The organism is Hyphomicrobium sp. B1, assembly GCF_049532635.1.
Lineage (GTDB): Bacteria > Pseudomonadota > Alphaproteobacteria > Rhizobiales > Hyphomicrobiaceae > Hyphomicrobium_B.
Window position 1 is genome coordinate 3,834,924 of the sequence record NZ_CP134871.1, and the last position, 25,438, is coordinate 3,860,361.

Sequence of the window (25,438 nt, forward strand, 5' to 3'; positions counted from 1 at the left end):
AAAGTCCATCACCCCCGCTTTCGCGGCAGATAAATGGTCTGGCACGGATAGATCCGGTTCGGATTGCGAATCGTGTCGCGATTGGCGCGATAGACGCGGATGTAATAGAGGCCGTTGCGGTAATGGCGGAGCGCGATCCGCCACAGCGTATCGCCGCGCGCGACGACGTAACGGCCCGGCACGAACGCCTTGCGCCCGGCATATCGGCATTGGCCCGGCGCTGCACGGCGGACGTGCGCACGACGCACCCAGCGCTTGACGACCGGGCCGTGCGCAACGTGGGCGTTCCGGGCCTCTCGGATGACATGCGCCTTAGGCGTCTTCGCCTCGACGGCGGGCGTTTGGCGGTCGGCGACAGGCGGTGAAGCCGCGGCAGTCTTCGCCTCGGCAGCCTTCGCCGCAGCCACCTTCGCAGCTTCTTCTTCGGCGATACGCTGACGGTCCGCCGCCTCCTTTGCCGCAGCCTCTTGTTTGGCCTTGTCGTCGGCGCGCTTAGCAGCAGCGGCTTTTGCAGCCTCCTCCTCAGCGAGACGCTGCTGTTCGGCCGCAACCTTCGCGGCGGCCGCCTTCGCCGCTTCTTCGTCTGCGAGCCGTTGCTTTTCCGCTTCGGCTTCCTGCCGAGCCTTGACTTCAGCCGCCTTTGCAGCGGCCTCCTGCTGGGCTTTTTCTTCCGCTGCTTTTGCGGCAGCAGCTTTGGCCGCAGCTTCTTCTTGGGCGAGGCGCTGCTTCTCGGCGGCTTCCTTTGCGGCAGCTTCCGCCTGAGCTTTTTCCTCGGCCTCTTTCGCGATGCGCGCTTTCTGCGCTTCCTCTTCCGCAACGCGCTGCCTTTCGGCGGCGGCACGGGCGGCGGCTTCCTGCTTGGCTTTCTCCTCCGCAGCCTTCGCAGACGCCGCCTCGGCTAAAGCCCGCTGATGCTCTTCTTCCTCGCGCCGACGTTGCTCGTCAGCGAGTTCTTGGGCTTTCGCTTCCTGTGCTTGTCGCTCGGCTTCGGCTTTCGCAGCGGCCTCAAGCGCCGCAGCCTCGTCAGCGGCCTTCTTCTCGGCGGCGGCTTTTTCCTCGGCTTCCTGCTGCGCCTGTGCCGCCAGACGCGCCGCTTCGAGACGCTTCTGCTCGTCGGCCTTGCGCTGCTCTTCCGCCTGTCGCTGCTGGTCTTCGATACGTTTTGCTTCGGCTTCGAGCCGCTCGCTCTCCCGGCGCCGCTCCTCGGCCAGCGCCGCCGCTTTGCGTTTCGCCGCCTCGTCCTCGGCCTTCAGTTCAGCCTCGGCTGCGTCAGCCTTGCGTTTCGCTTCGTCCGCCAGCTCCTGGCTATGCTTGATATCGGCTGCCCGCTTCGCCTGTGCCGCGAGGATGGCCTCCTCCGCATGCTGCCGCGCCGTTTCGGCGTCTTCCTCTTTTACCTGTTCCAGCTTGCGCGCGATGTCGTCGCCGCCCCCGCCTGGAGGTGCGACCGACAATCGCCGGATGATGACGCCCTGAAACTCGCGATTGGCACGTGCCAGCCAATCCTGCAGGCGATCGACCAATCCTAGCTCGCGCGTTTGCCACGGCGTTTGCTTGTCGCTCGGATCTGGCTGCGCCGGAGTGTCCGCCTGGGCCTGTGTCTCATCCGGAGCATCCTGCGCCACCACGCGCTGCGAGGCCTGCGCAGACTCCAGCGTGTCCTCGTCATTGAGAGCGACCACAGCGCGAAAATTTCGGTCGATAACCGGCAGCGATAGCCCCCGCTCTGCGTCCGGCCGGTCACTGGCAGCATCGAGCGGCAACGCCAGCAGCGCCGCGGAGACGAGAAGGCCCGCAGCAGCGCCCGTTCGAGCGTAACGAAACGCCGTTTTCACTGCCGTTTCTGAAGGTTCCCCGTCCTTCATAACATCGCCTTGTAGCCCCTATATTAAGGGACCTAAGCACACGTCTTGTAGCGGCGCCATGCTTCCCGGCTTAAAGACCGTGGATTGATTCGGAAGCGTGACCGGATGCTCACAACGGTCACATGAGACATGTGAGGGTGACACCCTCCGGCGCACCTGGGCAGGGCGGTGCGGCGACACTAAATAATGCAGACAGATCGTCTGAGATCGGAATACTTATGAACGAAATGACAAAAATGCCGGTCACGAAACCGGCCGACGGCAAGACCAACCAAAATTCAACTCTGAAATCTGAAACGCCCGCCAGGATTGAAGGCGTTTGCGTCTACTGCGGCTCGGGCAAGGGCCTCGATACCGCCTACACCATCGCAGCGCGAAAGCTCGGCAAGACGCTCGCCGATAACGGCATCCGCTTGATCTATGGCGGCGGCAGTCTCGGCCTGATGGGCGAAGTCGCGCGCGCCGCGCTCGGAGCGGGCGGCAAGGTGACGGGCATCATCCCGGAATTTCTCGGCAACCGCGAACACATGCTGAAGGACATCGACGAATTGATCGTCGTCGAGAACATGCACGTCCGTAAGCAGCTGATGTTCGACCGCGCCGACGCGTTCGTCGCGCTCCCCGGCGGCGTCGGCACGCTTGAAGAACTCGTCGAGCAATTGACCTGGTCGCAGCTCGGACGCCATTCCAAGCCCATCGTCGTTGCCAACATCAACGGCTTCTGGAACCCATTCCTGAACCTGCTCGATCACATGAAGGCCGAAACCTTCATTCGCGCCGGATTGGATGTCCATTTCTCCGTCGTCGATACGGCGGAAGAGATCTTGCCCACCATCTTCGGCAAGGCCGCCCCGACGTCCGAGAGCAAAGAGCAGGAGGTGATCCATAGGTTTTGAATACGCACTCTACGAGTGAGCACCATCCGAGAATATTTCATTGAATAGAGGTGCCAGCTCCGCCACTCCAGTGGGCGAAAGATGCGCCTCGTCGGAGTACATCGGTTTGCCATCAACGCGATACGGGCAGGTCGTGCCGTGACACAAAATCGTATGGGGATAGACGACCCGGACTTTCGGAATAGCGTCCAAGCGTGAGAGCAGCGATAAGACCTGTCGCTGCTCCTCCGTGAAATCGTGAAACGTCAGTGGAGAGGGCAGCGGTACGCCCCACGCGATGTGTTTTGCAACCGCGGGCGCGACCTCGAATGATTGGGCTGGTATCGGCCCGATGATGACGACTTCCCGGCCCTGCGTCACCAATTGATGCACGACAGCGTCGAGAGCTGATTCCAGACCGGAGCCATCGCCGCCCTCGCTATTACCATAAACGGTGGGACGTCCATGGGCATCCCGGACAACAGTCTTCGCGAAAACGGACCAGCGAGCGACCAGAACGACACGACGAATTTTCGACTCGCCAATGTGTTTCAGAATATTCGTGTTACGTGACGTACAGACTTCGCCGCCGCCGCGCTCATGGAACGTCACCCCGGCGAGCGGCGGACAGCCGGCCAGTGCCGATATAATCACGTCATGCCCCGTCTTTTGGTCGTAATCGACGAAGCCCGGAGCCAGCGCTTCGGCAAAACTATCTCCCCACAGGATCGTATCCGGAACACCGCCCGACTGCCCCGTTGAATACGTCCCGGATGCCCATCCTGCAGCGCGCGAGAGCCCGAGAGCTTTCACGGGGATCGCCCGCTTGAATTGCATGGCGTCGATCTCCGGCGCCCAGTTCTGCAACCAACTCGGACGGACAATCGAGACGGAAGCCACCGCGGCGATTGCCAGGGTTACGGTCGCTCCCGCCGCAAACACGGTTTTCTGGCTTACGGCCTTCGCACGGCGGAAAGGCCTCTCGATGAAAGCCCATGATAACGCGCCGATGCACAGGCTCGCGGCTGCGAGCAAAATGTGCGCTGTCTTCGCGTGGGCAGCACCCGCTCCGAAAATATCCGTAAAGCGATAAACGCTGAGCACAAGCAGCGGCCAGTGCCAAAGGTAGACGGAATACGAGATCAGTCCGACGGCTACCATCGGCGAGACCGATAAAACACGCGCTACGATCGTCCGGTCAGGCCCCGTTCCGGAATGAATAATCATTGCGGCCCCAAGGCAGAGGGGCAACGCGGCAAGTCCCGGAAATGGCGTTGCATCGCTATAGAATGCATAAGCGTATGCAATTAGCAGAAGACCTATTGCCGCCTCGATCTCACGGCCCCAACGTTTCGAAATGGTTGGCAAGACTCCGAACGCAACCAGCACGCCGATGCCAAGTTCCCACGCCCGGCCGATCGTCGAGAAGAACGCTTTTTCCGGCGCATGATTGACGGAATAGCAACCGTAGACAAATGACAGGATCGCGACCGCTCCCAACACATAGAGCACGCTTCCCCGCCAGAACCGGAACAAAAGCATCAGTGTTAGCGGGAAGACGACGTAGAATTGTTCCTCAACCCCTAACGACCATGTGTGCAGCAGCGGCTTCTCTATCGCTGCATCGTCAAAGTACCCGGTTCGGTGCATGAAAAAGAAATTCGACGTTGATGTTGCCGCGGCGAGGACCGTCCGTCCGAAATTCTGGAAGTCGCGTGGAAACAAAATAACCGACGCCGCTACCGTCGTGACCAACAGACACGCCGCCAGCGCCGGCAAAATCCTGCGGATACGCCGAACATAGAAATTCGCGAGAGAAAACGTACCGGCCTCAAGTTCGGCTTTGATGATGCCTGCGATCAGAAAGCCCGAGATTACGAAGAAGACGTCGACGCCACCGTAGCCGCCAGGAACACCCAGGCCGAAATGGTAGGCAAGCACGCCCAAGACGGCGACAGCGCGCAATCCGTCGATATCGGCACGATACTGCGATGCCGACCCGGCATGTGCCGGTGCGGCTGCCCGGCTGACGTTTAACACCCGTCTCACTCCCCCCATTCCCCGTTGGAAGCGAACGTTGCATAGGACGTCCGGGAATGCACGCCCCGGCCTGTGGAGGAAGCGCACTACCGCCCGCCAAAACATCCTAACCGTTGCCTTCCGGCCGCTTCCCTCTTATCAGCGCTTATGGCCAAGACGACCGCAGAACCACCTCCCCCAGCCGCCCGCATCAGCGACGCCGATATCGCCGGTTACGTTAACCGCATGCGGGCCGGCGAGCGTCGCGCCATCGCGGCCGTAATCACCGAGCTCGAACGCCTGTCGGCAGCCGCACCGGGCCTGCTGCAGGCTTTGCAGCCGCACCTCGGCCACGCCCTCGTCGTCGGCTTCACCGGACCGCCGGGCGCCGGCAAATCGACCCTGGTCAACGCCGTCATCGCCCACCTGAGACAGCAGGGCCGCAGCGTCGGCGTCATCGCCGTCGATCCGTCGAGCCCGATCTCGGGTGGCGCCATTCTCGGCGACCGCATTCGCATGACCGCCGCGCTCGACGACGACGGCGTCTTCGTGCGCTCGCTCGCCTCACGCGGCTATCTCGGCGGCCTGTCGCCGGCCGCGGTCCGTATCGTCGACGCCCTCGACGGCGCTGGCTTCGACATCGTACTTCTTGAAACCGTCGGCACCGGCCAGAACGAAATCGACGTCGCGGAGGTCGCCGACATTCGCGTCGTCATCGCAGCGCCAGGCCTGGGCGACGATATCCAGGCGATGAAGTCGGGCCTGCTCGAAATCGCCGATATCATCGTCGTCAACAAGGCCGACCGCCCAGGCGCCGAACAGACGATGCAGCAGTTGATCGGCGCGTTGTCGATCCGCGCGATGCCAAACGAGAAGGTGCCGGTGCTGAAAACGAGCGCCATCAACGGCGACGGAGTCGGCCAGCTTGTCGACGCCTTCGATACCATCGGCAAGCGCGTCGTTGCGGGTGGCGCGCTGCATCGCCGCCGCCGCCGCGCGCGTTACCTCATCGCCCGCGCCGCTGCCGACATCGTCGCGGCCCGTATCAAGTCCGGCGGCAAGGACGGCCTAGACCCGCTCGCTGATGCCGTACTCTCCGGCACCATGTCCCCCGACAAAGCCGCTCGGCGCTTGCTCGAGTCCTAGCTCACGCTGCCAGCACACCTGTTGCTCACAAGTCTACAAACACTCCGTCATCCCGGCGCAGGCCTGGATCCAGCCAACTCTCGACAATGAAAATTTGGATGCTTGTCTGGTGCCGACCTGCGTCGGCATGACGGTGTTGATAATGCTGTGCCCCGATAGGCGGCCGGCGCGCGGAACGCGTGTCGCCGATGTCCATGTTAAGGACGACGCAACACACCCGGCGCTTCCGGCCGGCTCCGCAAAGCGGAGTCGGAAGCGCCAATCATTAAAGCCACCTGCGCCGCTTGAAGTAGAGGTACGGCAGGATCGCTGAGACGACCATCATCGCCAGCGCCCACGGATACCCGAACAGCCACTTCAATTCCGGCATGTCCTCGAAGTTCATGCCGTAGATTGACGCGACGAGCGTCGGCGGCAGGAACACGACAGCCGCGACCGAGAAAATCTTGATAATCTGGTTCTGCTGCAGGTTGATCAGCCCGAGCGTCGCATCGAGCAGGAAGTTCACCTTGCTCGACAGAAACGTGGCCTGATCGGTCAACGCGACGACGTCGCGATACAGCACTTTAGTGCGTGCCTTCGCTTCCTTCGTCACCTTCTTGTCGACCTGCTGATCGACATTGGTGTGATACGTCAGCACGCGGTTGATGCTGACGAGACTTTCGCGAACCTTCGTCAGCAGGTCGCCGTCCTGGCCGATGCGCTCGATCGCGAGCTGCAGATCGTCGCTCGACGGCGCCGCCTTCATCTTGCCTTTGCGGAAGACCTGCCGCGAAACCTGATCGATATTCGTGCCGACCCGTTCCAGCGCGTCGGCCATGCGGTCGAGCAGCGCCTCGATCAGGCCCATCATGATCTGCTCACCGCTGGCAACCGGCACGTTGTTGGGACGCTGTGCACGCGTCACGAAATTAGCGAACGCCTTGGGCTCCGCATAGCGCATCGTCACCAGCGTGCTGCCCTTCAGCACGAACGTGATCGGCGACGTCATCGGCTCGTCGGTTTCGAGCTGCGACGCGGCCGTCAGCGTCATGAACTCCGCGCCGTCCTCCTGATAGAGACGCGCCGAAACCTCGATCTCCTGCATCTCCTCGCGCGTCGGCAGATCGATCGACAAAAGCTGCTCGACGAAGCGATTGTCCTGCGGTGCGGGATTGTAAAGATCGATCCAGACCGCTTGCCCTGGAATAGGAGCCACGTCATCGGCCGGAATACCTTCGTGCTGCAGGACGATGTGTGAGTTTTCGCGGCGATAGCTGCGCAGCATCGGGCTCTCTTTCGGTTGACGGCCACCGCGCAGCCGACCGAGCCACCTATGCCATCAGGTGCGCCTGGAGGATGCTGGCGAAAGCGAAGCGTCACTGCGACTGTCGCAGTCCATTGTCGATTGTCCTTGATATCGGCCCGGGCGGCACGAAACGGCCTCCCGGCAGCCGAGTCGGCGCGACCCTAACCCCGGCGCCGACGTTTTTCCAGTCGGCGCCGCCTGCGGCGGAAGGGTTTTTATATGACTATTCGATGACGCCTTAACCCTATGCTGCCGCGAGGCGGCTGTGCTTGATCGAATAGACGAAGTAGATGATCAGACCCAGCGCCAGCCAAACGATAAAGCGTAGGTGCGTTTCAAATGGCAGGAACGCGATCAGCGCTCCGCATGACAGCACGCCCATGACCGGCAGAATAATGCCGCCCGGCATCTTGAACGGACGATGCAAATCCGGATGCGTCTTTCGCAGCGCGATCACGCCGGCGCATACCAGTACGAAGGCCGCGAGTGTGCCGATATTTACAAGTTCGGCCAAGACACCGAGCGGAATGAAGCCCGACATGATGGCCATGCCCAAGCCTGTAATGACCGTCGTCCGCACGGGCGTGTGGGTCTTCTCGTTGACGACCGAAAAATACGGCGGCAGTAGACCGTCACGCGACACCCCCACAATGATGCGGGTCAGCGCGTAGTAGAGCACCAGCATCACCGTCGTCAGGCCCGCGATCACACCGGCCGCGACCAGCGCCGACGCCCAGTTGAAACCGATCTTCTGCAGCGCGAACGCCACCGGCGAAGACACATTGAGCTCAGTATAGTTGACGATGCCCGTCAGCACGCCCGACACCACGATGTAGATGATGGTGCAGAAGATCAGCGATCCAATCAGCCCGCGTGGGACGTCGCGTTGCGGGTCTCGCGCTTCTTCCACCGCTGTCGATACGGCGTCGAAGCCGACGTAAGCGAAAAACACGAGCGACGCGCCCGCGAGAATGCCGACCGGCTTGCCATCCACATGCTCAAACCAGCCGAACGGCGCAAACGGCGTCCAGTTCGCAGGGTGAATGTTGAACAGCCCAACGGCGAGAAAAACCGCAATCGTCGCGAGCTTCACTGCCACCATGGCGGCGTTGATACGCGCCGTCTCCCGCACGCCCATGATCAGCAGCAGCATCAGAATGATGACGATCCCGAATGCCGGCAGATTGACGATCCCGCCCGCGAATGGCCCCTTCGTTAATTCTTCCGGCAGCCCCAGCCCGATCGCCGTCAGCGCGTTGTTGAAATAGCCCGACCAGCCGTTGGCGACTGCCGCGACCGAGACGCCGTATTCCAGGATCAGGTCCCAGGCGATGATCCAGGCAATCAATTCGCCGAACGCCGCATAGCTGTAGCCGTATGCGCTACCGCAGCCGCCGACGCTCGAGGCCAGCTCGGCATAGGACAGCGCCGCAAACCCGCATGCAAAACCCGCGACGACGAAGGACAGAACGACCGCAGGCCCCGATTGAGTTGCCGCAGCAACGCCCGTCAGCACGAAAATACCGGTGCCGATGATCGCACCAATGCCGAGCAGCGTCAGATCGAGCGCGCTCAAGACGCGCTTCAGGCCGAACTCGGCGTCGTCGTAGCCGACAGCTTTCTTCCGGAAGAGATCGGACATGCGAAATGGTCCCCTCATGTGAACGTCCCCCGCGCCAGTCGAGGTCCGGGCTGCAATTGCGTTGCTCCCATCGTGAAAACCCCTCGCCGCCCGCCAAGCTGCCAAGCCGCCCCGCTTGTCCGGTCGAATGAGATCTCCCCGCCGGCGCCGAGCTTCGCCCAGCCATTGACTGTTGTCCACCGCCGGGCTGCCGAATAATTTTGCCCGCCCAGATGATAGGCAGCGCCGACGACCGATGTCAGAAATTCAGCCTATTCCGCGTCCAGCTGTAGCCTTGCCCCGCACGCCCAAACCTTATAGCGAGTCTAAACTTCGAACGAGCCAGGGTGCTTGAGCCCCCGAGCCAATAATGGAGCATGCCATGTCCGACGAGGCCGTCGTCGCCCAAACGAGTCCTTTCCAAGTCGAGCTGACGGAAGGGCAGGAATATTGGTATTGCCGTTGCGGCCGCTCGAAGACGCAGCCGTTCTGCGACGGCTCGCACGAGGGGACGTCTTTCGAGCCCTTGCGTTTCGTCCCGGACCGAACCGGCACATTCAATCTCTGCGGCTGCAAGGCCACCGACGACGAACCCTATTGCGACGGTACGCATAACGTCCTGTGATCTCAGCATCTTTTAGCTGACGGGCCGTCTTCTTGCAGGCGCAGACCGCTGCGGTATCACCGCAATCACGGAGGCCTGGTAGTGACGCTCGACGATCTCGGACCCCGCATCTGCATCATGGGTCCGTCCAACAGCGGCAAGTCCTCCCTCACGGCCGCGATCGCGCGAGCGCGCGGCCTTGTCCCCGTCCATCTGGATCAGCTTCGCCATCTGCCCCAAACGGATTGGCAGGAGCGGCCCGACGAGGAATTCAAAGTCCTGCATGACGCCGCCATCCTGCAGGAGCGTTGGGTCGTCGATGGCAACTATTCCCGCTTGCTGCCGCAGCGCCTCGCGCGGGCGACAGGCGTCATCCAGCTCGACGCCTCCACCCTCACGAGCCTGTTTCGCTACTTGCGCCGCTCATGGTTCGAGCGCGAACGCGCGGGAGCGCTGGAGGGCAGCCAGGACAGCGTGAAATGGGGGATGATCCGCCATATCGCGGTCACCACCCGAAAGAACCGCCAACGCAACCGCGCGACGTTCGATGCTATCGACCTGCCGAAGATCAGGCTGGCATCGCCCGAGGGCCTTGCCCACTTTTATCGAACGGAAGGGCTCGGCCACCATCGGGACCGCGCCGCGGCCAAGGTCAGCCCGCAAAAGGAGCCATAAGAAAAGAGGCCGCCTCACGCGAACACTCGCGCCAGTCAGCCTCGATCATTTCCAAATGTATTGACCAAATGAAATTGAGAGCAGGTTCTCTCGGACCTGCGATGCGACGTCCCTCACCGGCCTTGCGAGGCCAGCATGCATTCCGTCATGAAGCGCCTTTCGAGCTTCTTCAATTCGTCCGGAACGGCACGACCTGAATCCCGGAATTCGCTAATTCTCTCTTTGACAAGCGCATAGCACTGGCGCGGATCGTCTTCCGATTGCTCCATCTGATGGACCAATTCAGCAAGATCCCCGCTGCCCATCTGTTCCGACATATCCGTTTAGTCTCCCGCTTTTGATTCTTTCCGAAGCGCAGGGGGCTTTTCCAATCCGCCTGAAAACGCCTCGACTCATTACTTCCTTGGGCCTTCGAATGTAGGCGCACCCATCTGCGAAAAGAACGGCAGATTCGAACGTGCACCGACGATTTCAGCGAGTGTGACTAATCTGCCCTGAATACAGCCTGAACAAGAAACAGAATTGCCACCCTCGTAATCCGTCGATTAGCCCAGCAATTCGTGGCGGCACGCAGGCGACTTTTGGATAACTCTTCACGAATTGTTGCAAAGCGTTAGCTGCGAAGCAGCACGCGAGATCTCAGCATGAATCGCGCGGCCCTCACCCCCAGACGGGGGCATTGGGCAGCCTTGAGATTGATGCGCCGTTGCACGTCTGCTACGCCTCCCGCGTTGCATCAAGGATTTAGCTCAATGATTCCCCGCTACTCCCGCCCCGAGATGACCCGCATCTGGGAGCCCGAAACCCGTTTTCGTATCTGGTTCGAAATCGAGGCCCACGCCGCGACCGCCAGCGCCAAGCTCGGCATCATTCCCGAGGCCGCGGCAAAAAAAATCTGGGAAAAAGGTTCGGCCGCCGTCTTCGACGTGAAGCGCATCGACGAAATCGAAGCGGTCACGAAGCATGACGTGATCGCCTTCCTGACCCATCTCGCCGAGCACGTCGGCCCGGAAGCCCGGTTTGTGCACCAGGGCATGACGTCGTCGGACGTCCTCGACACTTGCCTCAACGTGCAATTGGTCCGCGCCGCCGACCTGCTGCTCGCCGATCTCGACCGGCTGCTCGCTGCGCTGAAGACCCGCGCCTTCGAACACAAGAACACGATCACGATCGGCCGCAGCCACGGCATCCACGCCGAGCCGACCACATTCGGCATCAAGCTCGCCTTCGCCTATGCGGAATTTCAGCGCGCGCGCGAACGCCTCGTCGCCGCCCGGAAGGAAGTCGCGACCTGCGCCATCTCCGGCGCCGTCGGTACCTTCGCCAACGTCGATCCGCGCATCGAGGAATACGTGGCCGAGCAGATGGGCCTCGTTCCAGAGCCCGTCTCGACGCAGATCATCCCGCGCGACCGCCACGCGATGTATTTCGCCACCCTCGGCGTCATTGCCTCCAGCATGGAGCGCCTCGCTATCGAAATCCGGCATCTGCAGCGCACCGAGGTGCTGGAAGCCGAAGAATATTTCTCGCCGGGCCAGAAGGGGTCGTCGGCCATGCCCCACAAGCGCAATCCGGTGTTGTCGGAAAATCTGACGGGTCTTGCCCGCATGGTCCGCGCCTACGCCATTCCGGCAATGGAGAACGTTGCCCTCTGGCACGAGCGCGACATCTCGCATTCGAGCGTCGAACGTATGATTGGCCCCGACGCGACGGTGACGCTCGACTTCGCGCTCGCCCGTTTGGCCGGCGTCATCGAGAAGCTCGTCGTCTATCCCGAGAACATGAAGAAGAATCTCGACAAGCTCGGCGGCCTACACAATTCGCAGCGCGTGCTGCTGGCCCTGACGCAGGCTGGCCTCAGCCGAGAAGACTCCTACGCCCTCGTTCAGCGCAACGCCATGAAGACCTGGGAGCAGGGCAAGGACTTCCTGGCTGAGTTGAAGGCGGACAAGGACGTGACGGCGAAAATCCCGCCCGCCGACCTCGATGCCATGTTCGACCTCGACTACCACACCGCCCACGTCGACACGATCTTCAAGCGCGTGTTCGGATCGGCTTGAAGTGGCAAGAAAAGCACCTCTCCCTAATAGGGGAGAGGTGATCTGAGATACGGCGAGCCGCGCATTTGCCATTGTCACCAATCCGTAATCAAACCGACATGCCTCTGACACGCCAACTGATAACGGTACCCGCAGTTTTGGGGGAACGTCAGGACCGTCGGGGATGTGGGCGCCAAATTTTGCGTTCGATTGGCATGAGCGTGGCGATGATAGTGACGAAACCGTTGCCCGGCCGCCCGTAACGGCAACGGCTATGCTCCGCGGCGCGCTGACGATCGGCGCACTCGCGATGATACTGTTCGTATTCGCACCCGATATCGATCTCGTCGTCGCTCGCTTATTCTACGTCGGCGATCGCCACTTCATCGGCAATGAGCTCGACGTGTTTCTGCTGCTCCGCATGGGGTTTCAGATCTTCTTCTATCTGGTTTGCACACTGACGGTCGTCGGCCTGGTGATGGCCGCTCGCTATGCCAGACCGTGGCTCGACCTTTCAATGCGGAACTGGCTGTTCGTCGCGCTCTGCCTGGTCACCGGACCGCTTGTCGTCACCAATCTGGGCTTCAAGGATCATTGGGGCCGCGCCCGCCCGCGCCAGATCATTGAGTTTGCCGGCTCGAAGGCCTTCACGCCGCCGTTCCCGCCCTCTGGTCAATGTGACTATAACTGCTCGTTCGTCTCGGGAGAGGCCTCCGCGATCTACATCGTCATGTTCGCTGCCGCCCTTCTGTTCAAATCGCGTTCGCGAAAATTTGTCACGTTGGGCATCGTCTTTGGCAGTCTCTCCGGCCTGACGCGAATGGCACAAGGCGGCCATTTCCTGTCCGACGTCGTCTTCGCCGGCGTTCTAATGGCGATCACAGCCGCCTGTGTTCAAATCGTTTTCGAGGCGCTCGACGCTGAACGCCTACGACCGATCGAGCAAGGCACGGCCTAGGCCAATTCGCCTTTGAAACGCTTCCGCGTGACATCTTGAGACCGAAAGTCTAAGCGAACCTCTGACGGAGGGGCGGGGAACCCGATGAGGACCATGACAGCACAATCCGGATTAGGACGACAGGAGCGAGACGCCCACGGCAATATCGTCTCCATCCTGTTCTGGGGTGCGCTGATCGTCGCCACCGTAGCGGGTCTGCTGTTTTGCCTGTACCCGCAGCTCGATCTCGCGACATCCGGATATTTTTACCTCGGCAACGGCGTCTTTTCCGGCAAGGGCGGCGGTGTCTTCGCCGGTGGCGCACCCAGGACTTTGGCCGACTACGTCCGCCTCACCCTCTATTTTTCCTTTATCGCCGTCTGCGTCGTGAACGTGATCGGCTTGATCGCCTCCTCCGTTCTGAAGTCTGACGTGTTTGGCCTCGGCTTCGTGCGATGGCTTTTCCTCGCCGCCTGCCTCGCGCTCGGACCGGGCCTCGTCGGCAATGTAATGCTGAAGGATGGCTGGGGCCGCGCTCGCCCCGTTCAAATCAAAGAGTTCGGCGGCTCGAAAAAGTATTCCCTGCCGATCGTTCGGTCGGATCAATGCCGCCGCAATTGCTCGTTCGTCGCGGGCGAAGCATCGATGATGTACGCAACATTCTTCGCTTCCGCCTTTCTTTTTCCTGCTATCGGCGGTGCCCTCGTCGCAGCCGGCGTCGGTTTCGGACTGCTTGCGGGCTTCATTCGCATCTCGCAAGGCGCACATTTTCTGTCCGACGTGATCTTCGCCGGCGTAACGATGGCGCTGACGGTAGCAGCCATTTATCTTGTCTTTCGGACGATCGCACGAAAGCGCGACGCCCGGCGCGGCGAGAAAATACAAGATCCTTTGACGGGACAGCGCCTGTGGTGATGACTGAAACGCAGACAGAACGCCCGCTCCGCGCAGCGAATTTGCCCACCCGCCTACAGCTGTCGGTCGTTGTGCCGACATACTGCGAAGCCGGCAATATCGCGTCGATGATTTCGGCGCTCGATGCCGCGCTCGCCGGCATCAACTGGGAAGTCATCTTCGTCGACGATGACAGTCCCGACGGTACGATGAGCACCATCCGCTCAATCGGCGCCCACGATGGCCGCGTCCGCGCGCTGCGTCGCGTCGGCCGCCGAGGACTGGCGGGTGCGGTGATCGAAGGCATGCTGGCGTCCGGCGCCGACATCGTCGCCGTGGTCGATGCCGACCTTCAGCATGACGAAAAGCTCCTGCCTGAGATGCTGCGCGATATCGAGACGGGCAAATCCGACATCGTCATCGGCACACGCTATGATCAGACCGGCGATGCCAGCGAAGGCTTCTCGGCGACGCGTCGCGTATCGAGCATGCTCGCGACGACGCTGACAAACATGCTGCTCAAGACCAACGTCAGCGACCCGATGAGCGGCTTCTTCATGTTGAAGCGGAGCCTTATCGATACCATCGCCCCTAAACTCTCTCCCGGCGGCTTCAAGCTGCTGCTCGATATTCTGGCGTCCGCTCCCTCAGGCGTGCGCGTCTCCGAAAAGCCCTACGTGTTCCGTCCACGCAAGGTCGGCCAGTCGAAGCTCGATGGTCTCGTCATCGCCGACTTCCTTGGTCTTCTGCTCACGAAAACGACCGGCAACCTCGTTCCCCCGCGCTTCTTCCTGTTCGCGCTGGTCGGCGCAACGGGCCTCATCATTCATCTCGCGGCGCTGCGCAGCGCCATCGTCTTGGCCCATGCCTCATTCAATGAGGCGCAGATCTTCGCCGCGTTCGTTGCGATGACCTTCAACTTCTTCTTGAACAATGCCCTGACGTTCCGTGATCGCCGCCTTTCAGGTGTCGACATAATAAGCGGCCTGCTGACGTTCTATGTCGTTTGCAGCGTCGGCACACTGGCGAACATCGGCGTCGCCGATCTCGTCTACAATCACGATCCGAACTGGTGGCGCGCAGGTATCGCCGGTGCACTGATGGCCGCAGTCTTCAATTACGCAGCAAGCTCAGCGCTGACGTGGCGGCGCTGATGGACGTCGCGGCCTCGCCAGCGCCGAGCAGAATTGATCCGGCCGCGGGACCGCGCAACGGTCTGGCCTCGAACAATGTCTTGCTGGCCGTCGTTCTCGGCTTGACGGCGCTGCGCTTCGCTATCGCAAGTTTCACGGGCCTCGTCGACGACGAGGCCTACTATCGGATCTGGTCGCTCGCCCCGTCGCTCTCTTATCTCGATCACCCGCCGATGATCGCCTGGGTCATCGGGGCCGGACGCGCCATCGCAGGCGACAGCACGTTGGGTGTCCGCCTGCTCGCACCGATCATTCTGCTTCTGGGCACCGCGGTTCTTTGGCGAACGGCCTATCTTCTCTACGGCCCCGACATCGCCCGCCGCGCCGTCTGGTTCCTGCTCGCTATGCCCCTGCTCGCCGTCGGTGGCATCATCGTCACGCCGGATTTGCCCAGCGTCCTTTTCGCCGGTCTCGTCGTCTGGGGGTTAGCCGAACTCGACCGCAGCCGTAACGCCAGGTGGTGGCTTGCCATCGGCCTGTTCGCCGGACTTGGCCTTGTCTCGAAATACACTAACCTCTTTCTCGGCGCGACGATCCTGCTCTGGCTTCTCGTCACGCCCGACAATCGGAAATGGTTTCGTGCGCCCGAACTTTGGATCGGCGGCATCATCGCGGCACTGATCGCGAGCCCGGTCGTGGTCTGGAACGCCGAGCACGGCTGGGTCTCCTTCATCAAGCAGTTCGGCCGCGTCGGCCGCGAAGGTAAAGCGGGTGTCGGCTACCTCGTCGAACTGATCGGCGGATTCGCGCTGCTGGAAAGCCCGCTGATCGCTCTCCTCGCTCTCGTCGGCTTCGTCGGCGTCATGCGCCGAGCGATATCGGAACGCGGCCGAAGCGATGTTCTGCTGGCCGCGGCCATCGTGCCGATGCTGCTATATTTTTGCATTCACGCGCTGCACGATCGTGTGCAGGGCAATTGGCCCGGACCGCTCTATCCATCATTCGCCATCTGCGCGGCGCTCGGTGTGGCGGCGCTTCCCGTCGCGTGGCGCCGCACCGCGTTTGTCTCAGCACTTGCGCTCGGTTTTGCGATGACCGCCGTGATCTACGTCCACGCGCTGCACCCGTTATTCAGTTCTCCGAAAGACCCGACGGAACAGATGCGCGGCTGGCCCGCGCTCGCTGAAGCCATCGAAAAGAAACGCGAGGAAACCGGCGCAGCGTGGCTGGCAACATCCAGCTACGCCACGACAGGCCAACTCATGTCCGCCATCAAGAGCCGCAGTCCCGTCGCGCAGCTCGACGAGCGCATCCGCTACGCCTTTCTACCTTCGCTACCCGAAACCGTCGTCAACCGGCCCGCGCTCTACGTCGAGCTTGAACGCCGCGTCGATCTTCCGCTGCTCAAGAGCAAGTTCGGTAAGATCGAGAAGATCGGCACGCTGACCCGCCACAACGGCAGCGGCGGCGCGACCTACGTTCTCTATCTCGTCTCCGACCCCATCGCGCCGCCGCTCGCCATGGACGATAAGTTCTGACCTCTCGCGTTCCATCGCGGTTGGTGTAACGCTATCGCTCCCGTCACGTCAGGAGCACAAATGACCGATCCCCGACAAAACAAGGCAACCGCGATTGCGTTCTATGAATTGATGTTCAACGCGTGCGAGCCGCGCGAAGCGATCGCGCGTTTTTCCGGCGCCGAATACATCCAGCACAATCCGCATGTGACTACGGGCAAGCAGGGCTTCATTGATTATTTCGAACGCATGGCGCACGAATGGCCCGGATAGCACGTTGAGATAAAACGCGCCGTGGCTGAAGGTGATCTCGTCGTCTTGCATTGCTTCCAGCACTGGCCAGGAAGCGCCGACTACGCGGGCATCGACATCTTCCGCTTCGACGCCGACGGTAAAATCGTCGAGCACTGGGACGTGCTCCAGGTCATGCCCGAATTGTCCGCCAATTCCAACGGCATGTTTTGAACTTCGACATCAGCGCCTACGCTTTCGTCTCCGCTCGGGGAACATAAGAAAAGCCTCTCCCCGAAGAGAGAGGCTGATCCAGTACGACGTCGGAAAAGAATTTACGCCGCTTCCTTGTTGAGTTTGCTTTCGGCAAGCTTCGTCAGCTTGTCGTCGGCTGCATATTCTTCCTTCAGCGTTTTTTCGAGAATGGTTGCGAGATCTTTGTGGCCGAGCAGCTTCGCCCACGACACGAGCGTGCCATAGCGCGTGATCTCGTAATGCTCCGCCGCCTGCCCCGCCGCGATCATCGCCGCGTCGCGCGTATCGGCATCCTTGATCTCCGACATCAGCTCCTCGCCTTCCGCCAGAATACCTTTGATCGCCGGACACTCCGTCGCCTTCGGCTTGCGGCCGAGTTTCGTGAACACCTCTTCCAGACGCGTGACATGCTCTTTCGTCTCTTCCAGATGTCCCATGAAGGCTTTGGCAAGCTGCGCCGAATCCGCTGCCTTGGCCATCTTCGGAAGCGCCTTCACCAGCTTCGTTTCGGCGAAGTAAATGTCTTCGAGCGTATGATTGAATAGGTCTTCGAGGTTTTCGACTTTCATGGGGGGCGTCTCCTCACGGTACGGATTATGTGTCCCCGGGCAACGTCGTGCCTGCCGTCCGGTTCCCAGCGCGAGTGCCTTCCGATTGCCCGATCACGCGGAAAAAATTCCGCGCATTCCCGCTGCACCGCGGGAACCCGTTTTCGGCCTCTCCGCCACTCTTCCCTCCGGCGGCGCTCTCGGTTAATCAGAGCCGCCCATGAAAACATCAGAAATCGACATTCTTATCGTACCCGGCTGGCAGGATTCCGGCCCCGATCACTGGCAAAGCCGTTGGGAGCGCAATCTCAAGACGGCGCGACGCGTCATCCAGCATGACTGGGAGAACCCGGACGTCGAAAGCTGGGGTGACAGGATCGCGAAATTCGCTGGCGGCGCCACGCAGCCGGTTGTCGTCGTTGCCCATTCCGTGGGTGTGCCGGCCGTCGTCTTTGCAGCCGACAAGCTTAGAAGGAACGGCGTCATCGGCGCCTTTCTGGTGGCGCCCGCCGACATCGATCACGCTGATTTCTGGCCCGATACCGGCGGCAAGCGCTGGCCGCCGGAAAAAGGCACGCGCGGCTTCGAGACGATGCCCGAACGGAAATTACCGTTTCCCGCGCACGTCGTCGTTGCCAACAACGATCTCTACTGCAGCTACGCCCGCGCCGAGCACCTCGCGAACAAATGGGGCGCAACCATCAGCGATGCGGGCGAAAGCGGTCACATCAACATCGCCTCCGGCCATGGCCCCTGGCCGGAAGGTCTTTTGCAGTTCGGACAATTCTTGAAAAAGCTAGGCTAGCATCCGCGCCCGGCGGCCGGCTTCCGGAACGGGAGTCGCCGGGCGCAAACTAAGACTTCAACCCTTCGCCGACTCGAGATCGGAAACAGCTTTCGCCAAAGCTTCCGACATCATCGAGCGAAGCTCTGTGTCGTCGACCGCGATGCCCTTCGCCGTAAGGTCGGCTTTGACCTTGCGGAAGACATCGTCGTCGCCTTTCTCGAGAAGGTCGGCCTTGCGCACCTCTTTGACGTACGCGTCGAGCGCATCACCGGTCAGACCGAGCTTCGCGCCCGCCCATTCAGCGACGGCGCGATTGCGGCGCGCTTCCGCCTTGAAGCGCAGCTCTTCGTCGTAAGCGAATTTGTTCTCGAAGCCCTTTTCGCGCTCGTTGAAGGTCGTCATGTCCGTTTGCTCCCTGATCTCCCGAGCGCCCCGCGGCGCCTGACCCTTGGTTGTATTAACTCTATTTCCACAAGCACTACGAGCATTTCTGCTGCCCGCAAAACGCATATCTACGGCAGCGTTACCGTGCGCCCTGAGCTAAATCAACGGCTTGGCGTTTAGTCACCATAAGCACCGCTGCGGCTCATGGTCTACATTGTGTCGCCCCCCTCGTTCGGCTAGTGTCCGCCCAAGACATCCGAGCGCGAAAAAGGTTCGCCCTTCCTTTCCCGACATGAAGAAAACACGTTGGAAAATCAAGGCGTCAGCGTCAGCGTACGAACTCGTGAGAAGATCTGTATACCGCAATGAGTGAGAGCAATCTGTTGATCCTCAGAGGTCCAGGAATGAACAAGCGTCGGCGCATCTACGAGGGCAAGGCGAAGGTCCTTTACGAAGGTCCGGAGCCCGGCACCCTTATTCAACATTTCAAGGACGACGCAACGGCCTTCAATGCGAAGAAGCACGCATTGATCGAAGGCAAAGGCGTACTCAACAATCGTATCTCCGAATACATCTTCATGAAGCTCGGTGAGATCGGCGTGCCGACGCATTTCATCAAGCGCCTCAACATGCGCGAGCAGTTGATCCGCGAAGTTGAAATCGTGCCGCTCGAAGTTGTCGTGCGCAACGTTGCAGCCGGTTCGCTGGCAACGCGCCTCGGTCTCGAAGAAGGCACGCAGCTGCCGCGCTCGATCATCGAGTTCTACTTCAAAAAGGACGAATTGAACGACCCGATGGTCTCGGAAGAGCACATCACGGCGTTCGGCTGGGCGACGCCGCAGGAAATCGACGAGATCATGCAGCTCGCGCTGCGCATCAATGATTTCCTCGTCGGCCTCTTCCTCGGCATCGGCATCCGCCTCGTCGACTTCAAGGTTGAGTTCGGCCGCTTCTACGACAACGAGCAGGTGCGGATCGTTCTTGCCGACGAGATCAGTCCCGATTGCTGCCGCCTCTGGGATGCCCAGTCGGGCGACAAGCTCGACAAGGATCGCTTCCGTCGCGATCTCGGCGGCGTTCTCGAAGCCTATCAGGAAGTTGCCCGCCGCCTCGGCGTTCTGACCGAAACGCCACGTCCGCGTGGTGCAGGCCCCGTGCTTGTCGCCTCGAACGCAACGTCGAACGGCCCGGTCGCGCCCATCAACGGCAAGCCGAACTAAACACCTGTCATCCCGGACGGCCGAAAGGCCGATCCGGGAGCCACGCTCACTCAAAATGTGCGAGAGTTCATCGTCTGGGTCCCGGCTCTTCGCTACGCTCGGCCGGGATGACAATTTGGAACAACGATGAAAGCCAAAATCAAAATCACACTGAAGAACGGCGTGCTCGATCCCCAGGGCAAAGCCATCGAAGGCGCCATCAAGGGCCTCGGCATCTCCGGCGTCGGCGACGTGCGGCAGGGCAAGTATATCGAAGTCGATCTGTCCGAGACCGACCCTGCCAAGGCGAAAGCGCTCGTCGAGCAGATGTGCAAGGACCTGCTCGCCAACACGGTCATCGAAAACTACAGCTACGAAATCGGCTGACGATGCGGGCAACGCTCGTGATCGCGCTGGCCATCGCAGCGCTCGGGTCCAGCCCGGCGCTCGCTCAGCCTGCGGCCGCACCCGATCTCGATTGCCAAATGGGCTTCAAGGCGCTGCGCAACTGGTCAGCATGGCTGCCGGGAGCCAAACAGGAAGCCGCCAATCCGAATGTCGTCACGGTCGAGAACCCGGACGTCTGGCGTGTCGAAATCACCTTCACAGAACCCGGCCAGCCCGCGCACCCCGCCATCGTCCTGCGCAAGTTCGTAAAACAGGTCACCGGCGTCTGGACGGCGCAAAGCAAGGAATGCGGCTACGGCAATCAGGTCGAGTTCATGGCCCTTGTCGATGCGATGAAAGCCGAAGACACGCGGCTGACCAACGCTTCCCGCGCCGAAGTCGAAAAGCAAAAGCGTAAGCAGTCGCCGCTCGGCGGCCCTTAAGCGCCTTAAGGGCTGTGACAGCCCCGCAAGTGGACTTGCGGCCGGAGTCGCATTACTTCACTGCTGTCAATCATTGACACCTATCAGCGATCGAAATCGCCAACCGAGGCTATCCAGGATGCTCCGCGCTTCCGTCATCGTCTTTCCCGGCTCCAACTGCGACCGCGACGTCGAAACCGCGATCACGCGGGTTACGGGCTTTGCGCCGAAGATGGTCTGGCATGGCGACGCCAGCGTGCCCTCCTCGGACGTCATCGTGCTGCCGGGCGGCTTCTCTTACGGCGACTACCTACGCTGCGGCGCGATGGCGGCCCACTCTCCAATCATGAAGGACGTCGTCGCGAAAGCGAACGCCGGAACGCCCGTCATCGGCATCTGCAACGGCTTCCAGATCCTGTGCGAGTCGGGCCTGCTTCCTGGCGCCCTCCTGCGCAACGCATCGTTGCACTTCATCTGCCGCGACGTGTTCCTGAAGGTCGAGAACGACACCTCGTTTTTCACCAAGTGCTACCGCAAGGGCGAAGTCATCAAGGTTCCGGTCGCGCACGGCGAGGGCAACTATTTCGCCGACAGCGAGACGCTGGACCGCCTCGAAGGCGAAGGCCGCGTCGCTTTCCGCTATTCCGATGGCGAAGGAACCGTCAGCGCCGAGACCTGCCCGAACGGCGCCCAGCGCAACATCGCCGGCATCACCAACGAAACCGGCCGCGTGCTCGGCATGATGCCCCACCCGGAGCGTCTTTACGAAAGCGCTCTCGGCGGCACCGATGGCCGCCGCGTGTTCGAAAGTATCCTGCTCTCGACCCTCGAAGCTGCTTGATTTTTTATTCCCCTCTCCCCTTGCGGAGAGAGGGCCAGGGTGGGGGACGGGCATGCGCCCAAGGCTCGCCATCGCGAATGCGCCCCTCACCGACGCTCCGCGTCCGCCTCTCCACAAGGGAGAGGCGTTATTCAAATGACAAACCTAATCGCAGACGCGGACGCGCGACCAGCGCCACCTGCCCTCATAGTCATCCCAGTAGCGGCGACCACGTTCCCAATGACACGGACCGCCATAACCACCGCCGTAGTAGTATGCAGGCGGCGGAGGCGGCGGCGGATCGTAGTAATAGGGCCGCGCCGTCGAGCCGATGATGGCCCCGGCTGCGAGACCACCAAAAAGCCCGGCAGCAAAGTCACCACCACCGGCGTGTGCGGGAGCCACCAGCCCCGTCATCGCGACTGCGGCAACAGCCGCGCCAAAAATGCGTTTCATGATCGAAGTTCCCCTTCGTCCCTCGAAGCGCAATTCTGATCTTCTATCAATGAACCGCGCTTGAACGGCTTGTAAGCCAGCTTCGGGGTAATTCTGTGATCCTAAACAATTTGCGAATAAGTTAAAAACGCGGGTTACCGAGGATCGACGGGGCTCAATCTGGAACTCGAGTTAAGCAATGTGCTTGGGGGCGCATTAGACGCCGGCGGACTTTCAGACCCGACCGCACTTTCGAAAGTCCCCATAACATAACTTCCGCCGTTGGCTCTCGGCACGATCGTATAAAGAATATGAATCATCGCACCTGACGACGCTATCTGGCACGCAGTCCGCAAAATTAAGACGTCTCCTTTCTTTTCACGGGTTGAAGCAAAACTTCCTGCGCAGTCCTTGCTATCACTCGAAACAAGCCCCGACGCCACCGCCTCCAAGGAAAGCAAATCAATCTTCGCAACCCCAACCACACTTTGACCGGCCCAGGAGACATCCCACGTAGAGAAACTCCCAGTCGGCTTGTCGGGAGATATTGTCACCCCTTGAATACCCGCTTGTGAGAGCGTGGTGGCAACATACGCTATGAGTTCGGCTCTCTCGGAAGGCGGTGGAGAGACGGCAGCCGAACTTGGTGCACCAAACGGATTCGCAGGAGGGTTAAGATATTTGTCCGCACAGGCGAGCGTCAGATCTAGAACCTTGCTTGAATTCGTCAAATCGAAGCCAAGACTCTCACCGGCGCCTTGAACGCGCAGCAGACGCCCCCTCTTGAACAACTGAAACAGGTAATTGCTCAGCTCCAGAGGCGCTCCTGCCATTGTCGGCATCAGCGCGGTAGCGGTCAGTACGATGGGCTGATTGCGGTCAATTTGAATACGAACCGGAAATTTCGAACCAACGGCCATTTTCCAATTCGGATTTAATAGAGCGAGTGTCCAACCACCTGTGCCAAGCGCGAAGACGAGAGTAGTGCCGCTTCTATAGGGCACAGAGGCCGAGCAATGGCTGAATTGCCCCGTATCGTCACTGGTATAGGCATTGACGTACCAGCCGTAATATTGCGTCCCGTTGCCTATGGGTTTCGACTGCACGGGAGGCGTGACGAAAACCAGAAATCCGAAAATAGCGAAAAAAAGTTCGATACCGCCTAATCGAAAAAATCGAAGCATCTCGATCTCCCGAGCAACAATCTAAAATGAGATAATGCCCTTAACGAACCCCATTGAACGTGGTTTTCTAGTCTGTTCAGATTTTTTTTGCAGCGCGCCTACCAAGCAGAGCAGCATCCGCACATGGCCTCGGCGCACTGTGCAGCTTCGGCCAATCCTGCGCAGATCAAGCCGACATCGCAAGATATGCTGAAACAGTTAGAACAGAGATCATGGTCGAAACGAGAATCACGCGCGACGTAACGGCCGCCTCGCGCGCATAAAATTCCGCGAGCATGAAAGGCCCGGTTCCCGTCGGCAGCGCAGCGAGCAAAACGACGGTTCGCGTCAGCGTCGGCGACAGATGAAAGACCATGCTCGCCAAGACCCACGCAATGATCGGATGCAGCACAAGCTTCAATCCGACGAGCATTGCGGTCGAGCGCGTTACGTCGGCTTCCTGCTCGGTCTTGGCGGCGAGGAACAAGCCGAGCGCCACCAGCGCACACGGCGACGCCGCGCCTCCGAGCATCTTCAGGAACGTTTCGACGGGCACCGGCACCGTCAATCCGCTCGCGGGAAAAAGCGCGCCGAGCGCCGGCGCCACCAGCAGCGGATTGCGCATCAACGACAGGCCGACCTTGCGCGCGAGATGCAGAGCCCGCGCCTCACTCTGCAGCCCGACCTCGATCAGCACGATCGCAATGGCGAACACCACGCAGACCGTAATGATCGACGCAATCGTCGTCGGCGCCAGCGCCTGCTGGCCGAGCACTGCAAGCGTGATGGGAAAGCCCATGTAGGCCGTATTCGCATATCCGGCATTGAGCCCATCGATCGCGGCGTCGGCCAGATGCCGCGGCGAGCGCAGACGCGCGGCAACCGTCACGGTAAAGATCAGCAGCGTGCTGATCCCGAACACTGCGATGAAGCCCGGCTGCCAGAGATCGCTCCAATGGGCGTGGCTCGTGATGTCGAACAGCAGTGCAGGCAACGCCAGATAGACGACAAACCTATTGAGCTCCGTCGTCGCGTTGGGCCCGAGCACGCCGATCCGCCGCGCGAGCCACCCGGCAAGCACCAGCGCGAAAATCGGCAACACGACGAGAAACGTGGAAAACATGAAACGCTCACCAAGAAGGATAGGTCGCCATTCCTATGGTTGCGCCGCGACCCAATCCAATGCGGTTTATTGGACCCGTTCCAAGATTTCGGCGCCTAGCGCAGGCCGATTGTGATCTTTCGGTGGCATTTAAAGGCGGCCACTTGCGCCGCGTACAAGCGCACCTAGATCATTAGAGATTGCGGGGCCGGGCCCCTCTGGCATGCACCAAAACGGTGCTGCGATGTCGGACCGCATCGGGTGTGCCCGGTGCTTCGACTTTTTCACCGGACATACCTCCAATATTCCGAACCGGAGGAAAACTATGTCCCGTCGCTTCTTGGTCCTTCTCGAGCGAGCCGCCCGCATTCGCGAGTTGATCGACCGCGAACAGCAGTCATCGGCGCCAAACGCCATTCGGCTGATGCGTATGAAGCAGGTCTATCTGACAATCTCACGTCGGCTCAGAAGCCTGACGGAGAAACGGATCATCGCGATGGCGTCCGCCCCCCGCCTGCGCCCGGACGTCGTCTTCCGCAACGTCCGCTCCGCCCCCGCCCTCTCGGGCCATTGGTGAGATAGGGGCCTGTGCTTGGCGGCCGGCGCGGAACGCGAGTCGTTGCGCACAAACAAAAAAGGGGCCCTCTGGCCCCTTTTCCGTGCAGTCAAACAGTCCGCTCGATTAGCGGCTGTTCCCGCGCCGCTGGTTTTTGCGCGTCGGCTGAGAGCCGAACGACAGCGAGTTGAACACAGCGAACACGATGGCCTTCATAGTATCACCTGTTTTGAGCTAGCCGGCGGGAGAACCCCGCCTAACTCCCGGGATTAGCCCCCGGGTCGCTTTCTTCTACAGTGTAGATAGGTGATCCGTGTGCGTTGCGCCAGGGGGGCGCCGAGCAGCTCTATCATGCGCGCCCAGCAGCGCGGCTCTGTCGCGGGGGGTGTCGCAAAAACTCAACGATTACAGTAACTAAAGTGCGAATAAAAAAAGGGAGAGAGTTGTAACTCCCTCCCTTCGCTCGAACGACTTGCAAGCGTGGACTTGGAAGCGTCGAAGCAAACCCGCTGCCGGATTTCGCAACCGCGAAGGCG

27 protein-coding genes are annotated in these 25,438 nt (G+C 60.8%); 17 read left to right on the top strand and 10 right to left on the bottom strand.

Annotation, left to right across the window (positions count from 1 at the left end):
* Positions 1 to 8: 8 nt before the first annotated feature.
* The gene (locus tag RLW55_RS18250) at positions 9 to 1,835 is read right to left on the bottom strand and encodes a LysM peptidoglycan-binding domain-containing protein (RefSeq protein WP_423414994.1); all 1,827 of its coding nucleotides are present in this window, start codon (positions 1,833 to 1,835) and stop codon (positions 9 to 11) included.
* A 248-nt stretch (positions 1,836 to 2,083) separates the two neighbouring features.
* Between RLW55_RS18250 and RLW55_RS18255 the strand changes: the two genes are divergently transcribed.
* A complete protein-coding gene (locus tag RLW55_RS18255; RefSeq protein ID WP_423414995.1) occupies positions 2,084 to 2,761 on the top strand; it encodes a TIGR00730 family Rossman fold protein in 678 nt (225 codons plus the stop codon).
* 9 nt (positions 2,762 to 2,770) lie between these two features.
* Here the strand turns inward: RLW55_RS18255 and RLW55_RS18260 are convergent, their stop codons facing one another.
* Positions 2,771 to 4,789: an acyltransferase family protein gene (locus tag RLW55_RS18260; protein ID WP_423414996.1), complete on the bottom strand. Its 2,019-nt coding sequence runs from the start codon at positions 4,787 to 4,789 to the stop codon at positions 2,771 to 2,773.
* A 138-nt stretch (positions 4,790 to 4,927) separates the two neighbouring features.
* Here RLW55_RS18260 and meaB point away from each other — a divergent pair, with 138 nt between their 5' ends.
* Entirely contained in the window at positions 4,928 to 5,905 is a 978-nt protein-coding gene (gene meaB / locus RLW55_RS18265; protein ID WP_423414997.1) for a methylmalonyl Co-A mutase-associated GTPase MeaB, read from the top strand.
* Between the two features lie 265 nt (positions 5,906 to 6,170).
* Here the strand turns inward: meaB and corA are convergent, their stop codons facing one another.
* Positions 6,171 to 7,172 carry a magnesium/cobalt transporter CorA gene (corA, locus tag RLW55_RS18270; protein WP_409562908.1) on the bottom strand — a complete coding sequence of 334 codons (1,002 nt, stop codon included), beginning with the start codon at positions 7,170 to 7,172 and terminating at the stop codon, positions 6,171 to 6,173.
* A 265-nt stretch (positions 7,173 to 7,437) separates the two neighbouring features.
* Positions 7,438 to 8,835: an APC family permease gene (locus RLW55_RS18275; RefSeq protein ID WP_423414998.1), complete on the bottom strand. Its 1,398-nt coding sequence runs from the start codon at positions 8,833 to 8,835 to the stop codon at positions 7,438 to 7,440.
* A 361-nt stretch (positions 8,836 to 9,196) separates the two neighbouring features.
* On the opposite strand from RLW55_RS18275, the gene RLW55_RS18280 reads away from it, so the two are divergent.
* Together RLW55_RS18280 and RLW55_RS18285 are read left to right on the top strand one after the other, a co-directional pair.
* Positions 9,197 to 9,439, top strand: a complete 243-nt coding sequence (locus RLW55_RS18280) for a CDGSH iron-sulfur domain-containing protein (protein WP_013947083.1) — start codon at positions 9,197 to 9,199, stop codon at positions 9,437 to 9,439.
* An 81-nt stretch (positions 9,440 to 9,520) separates the two neighbouring features.
* Positions 9,521 to 10,093: an AAA family ATPase gene (locus RLW55_RS18285; protein ID WP_423414999.1), complete on the top strand. Its 573-nt coding sequence runs from the start codon at positions 9,521 to 9,523 to the stop codon at positions 10,091 to 10,093.
* Positions 10,094 to 10,206: 113 nt separating this feature from the next.
* Here the strand turns inward: RLW55_RS18285 and RLW55_RS18290 are convergent, their stop codons facing one another.
* A complete protein-coding gene (locus tag RLW55_RS18290; protein ID WP_013947081.1) occupies positions 10,207 to 10,410 on the bottom strand; it encodes a hypothetical protein in 204 nt (67 codons plus the stop codon).
* Between the two features lie 435 nt (positions 10,411 to 10,845).
* On the opposite strand from RLW55_RS18290, the gene purB reads away from it, so the two are divergent.
* From purB to RLW55_RS18325, 7 genes are all read left to right on the top strand, one after another.
* The gene (purB, locus tag RLW55_RS18295) at positions 10,846 to 12,153 is read left to right on the top strand and encodes an adenylosuccinate lyase (RefSeq protein WP_414462242.1); all 1,308 of its coding nucleotides are present in this window, start codon (positions 10,846 to 10,848) and stop codon (positions 12,151 to 12,153) included.
* A gap of 163 nt (positions 12,154 to 12,316) precedes the next feature.
* Positions 12,317 to 13,090 (top strand): phosphatase PAP2 family protein, encoded by a 774-nt coding sequence (locus tag RLW55_RS18300; protein ID WP_423415000.1) that lies wholly within the window; start codon positions 12,317 to 12,319, stop codon positions 13,088 to 13,090.
* An 84-nt stretch (positions 13,091 to 13,174) separates the two neighbouring features.
* On the top strand, positions 13,175 to 13,984 hold the full coding sequence (locus tag RLW55_RS18305) for a phosphatase PAP2 family protein (protein ID WP_423415001.1): 810 nt from the start codon (positions 13,175 to 13,177) through the stop codon (positions 13,982 to 13,984).
* Positions 13,984 to 15,117 (top strand): glycosyltransferase family 2 protein, encoded by a 1,134-nt coding sequence (locus RLW55_RS18310; RefSeq protein ID WP_423415002.1) that lies wholly within the window; start codon positions 13,984 to 13,986, stop codon positions 15,115 to 15,117. Before RLW55_RS18305 ends, RLW55_RS18310 begins: the two co-directional genes overlap by 1 nt.
* Positions 15,117 to 16,634: an ArnT family glycosyltransferase gene (locus RLW55_RS18315; protein WP_423415003.1), complete on the top strand. Its 1,518-nt coding sequence runs from the start codon at positions 15,117 to 15,119 to the stop codon at positions 16,632 to 16,634. Before RLW55_RS18310 ends, RLW55_RS18315 begins: the two co-directional genes overlap by 1 nt.
* Positions 16,635 to 16,694: 60 nt before the next feature.
* A complete protein-coding gene (locus RLW55_RS18320; protein ID WP_423415004.1) occupies positions 16,695 to 16,886 on the top strand; it encodes a nuclear transport factor 2 family protein in 192 nt (63 codons plus the stop codon).
* Between the two features lie 9 nt (positions 16,887 to 16,895).
* Positions 16,896 to 17,078 (top strand): nuclear transport factor 2 family protein, encoded by a 183-nt coding sequence (locus RLW55_RS18325; protein ID WP_423416433.1) that lies wholly within the window; start codon positions 16,896 to 16,898, stop codon positions 17,076 to 17,078.
* A 101-nt stretch (positions 17,079 to 17,179) separates the two neighbouring features.
* On the opposite strand, the gene RLW55_RS18330 is transcribed toward RLW55_RS18325, so the two are convergent.
* Complete coding sequence (locus RLW55_RS18330; RefSeq protein WP_409562899.1) at positions 17,180 to 17,668, bottom strand: ferritin-like domain-containing protein; 489 nt, start codon at positions 17,666 to 17,668, stop codon at positions 17,180 to 17,182.
* A 199-nt stretch (positions 17,669 to 17,867) separates the two neighbouring features.
* Here RLW55_RS18330 and RLW55_RS18335 point away from each other — a divergent pair, with 199 nt between their 5' ends.
* Positions 17,868 to 18,452 (top strand): RBBP9/YdeN family alpha/beta hydrolase, encoded by a 585-nt coding sequence (locus RLW55_RS18335; RefSeq protein ID WP_423415005.1) that lies wholly within the window; start codon positions 17,868 to 17,870, stop codon positions 18,450 to 18,452.
* Positions 18,453 to 18,509: 57 nt separating this feature from the next.
* Here the strand turns inward: RLW55_RS18335 and RLW55_RS18340 are convergent, their stop codons facing one another.
* Positions 18,510 to 18,836: a DUF1476 domain-containing protein gene (locus tag RLW55_RS18340; protein ID WP_013947072.1), complete on the bottom strand. Its 327-nt coding sequence runs from the start codon at positions 18,834 to 18,836 to the stop codon at positions 18,510 to 18,512.
* Between the two features lie 386 nt (positions 18,837 to 19,222).
* Here RLW55_RS18340 and purC point away from each other — a divergent pair, with 386 nt between their 5' ends.
* The 4 genes from purC (at position 19,223) to purQ (ending at position 21,667) form a co-directional block, all read left to right on the top strand.
* Positions 19,223 to 20,038 (top strand): phosphoribosylaminoimidazolesuccinocarboxamide synthase, encoded by an 816-nt coding sequence (purC, locus tag RLW55_RS18345; RefSeq protein ID WP_013947070.1) that lies wholly within the window; start codon positions 19,223 to 19,225, stop codon positions 20,036 to 20,038.
* A 126-nt stretch (positions 20,039 to 20,164) separates the two neighbouring features.
* Entirely contained in the window at positions 20,165 to 20,404 is a 240-nt protein-coding gene (gene purS / locus RLW55_RS18350) for a phosphoribosylformylglycinamidine synthase subunit PurS (RefSeq protein WP_024275646.1), read from the top strand.
* A 2-nt stretch (positions 20,405 to 20,406) separates the two neighbouring features.
* Positions 20,407 to 20,847 carry a hypothetical protein gene (locus tag RLW55_RS18355; protein ID WP_423415006.1) on the top strand — a complete coding sequence of 147 codons (441 nt, stop codon included), beginning with the start codon at positions 20,407 to 20,409 and terminating at the stop codon, positions 20,845 to 20,847.
* Between the two features lie 118 nt (positions 20,848 to 20,965).
* A complete protein-coding gene (purQ, locus tag RLW55_RS18360; protein WP_423415007.1) occupies positions 20,966 to 21,667 on the top strand; it encodes a phosphoribosylformylglycinamidine synthase subunit PurQ in 702 nt (233 codons plus the stop codon).
* Between the two features lie 144 nt (positions 21,668 to 21,811).
* Here the strand turns inward: purQ and RLW55_RS18365 are convergent, their stop codons facing one another.
* From RLW55_RS18365 to RLW55_RS18375, 3 genes are all read right to left on the bottom strand, one after another.
* Positions 21,812 to 22,102 (bottom strand): hypothetical protein, encoded by a 291-nt coding sequence (locus RLW55_RS18365; RefSeq protein ID WP_013947066.1) that lies wholly within the window; start codon positions 22,100 to 22,102, stop codon positions 21,812 to 21,814.
* Positions 22,103 to 22,236: 134 nt separating this feature from the next.
* Positions 22,237 to 23,265 carry a hypothetical protein gene (locus RLW55_RS18370; RefSeq protein ID WP_423415008.1) on the bottom strand — a complete coding sequence of 343 codons (1,029 nt, stop codon included), beginning with the start codon at positions 23,263 to 23,265 and terminating at the stop codon, positions 22,237 to 22,239.
* Positions 23,266 to 23,431: 166 nt separating this feature from the next.
* Positions 23,432 to 24,367, bottom strand: a complete 936-nt coding sequence (locus RLW55_RS18375) for an AEC family transporter (protein ID WP_414462235.1) — start codon at positions 24,365 to 24,367, stop codon at positions 23,432 to 23,434.
* A gap of 304 nt (positions 24,368 to 24,671) precedes the next feature.
* Between RLW55_RS18375 and RLW55_RS18380 the strand changes: the two genes are divergently transcribed.
* Positions 24,672 to 24,923, top strand: a complete 252-nt coding sequence (locus tag RLW55_RS18380) for a hypothetical protein (protein ID WP_423415009.1) — start codon at positions 24,672 to 24,674, stop codon at positions 24,921 to 24,923.
* The last annotated feature ends 515 nt before the right edge of the window (positions 24,924 to 25,438 follow it).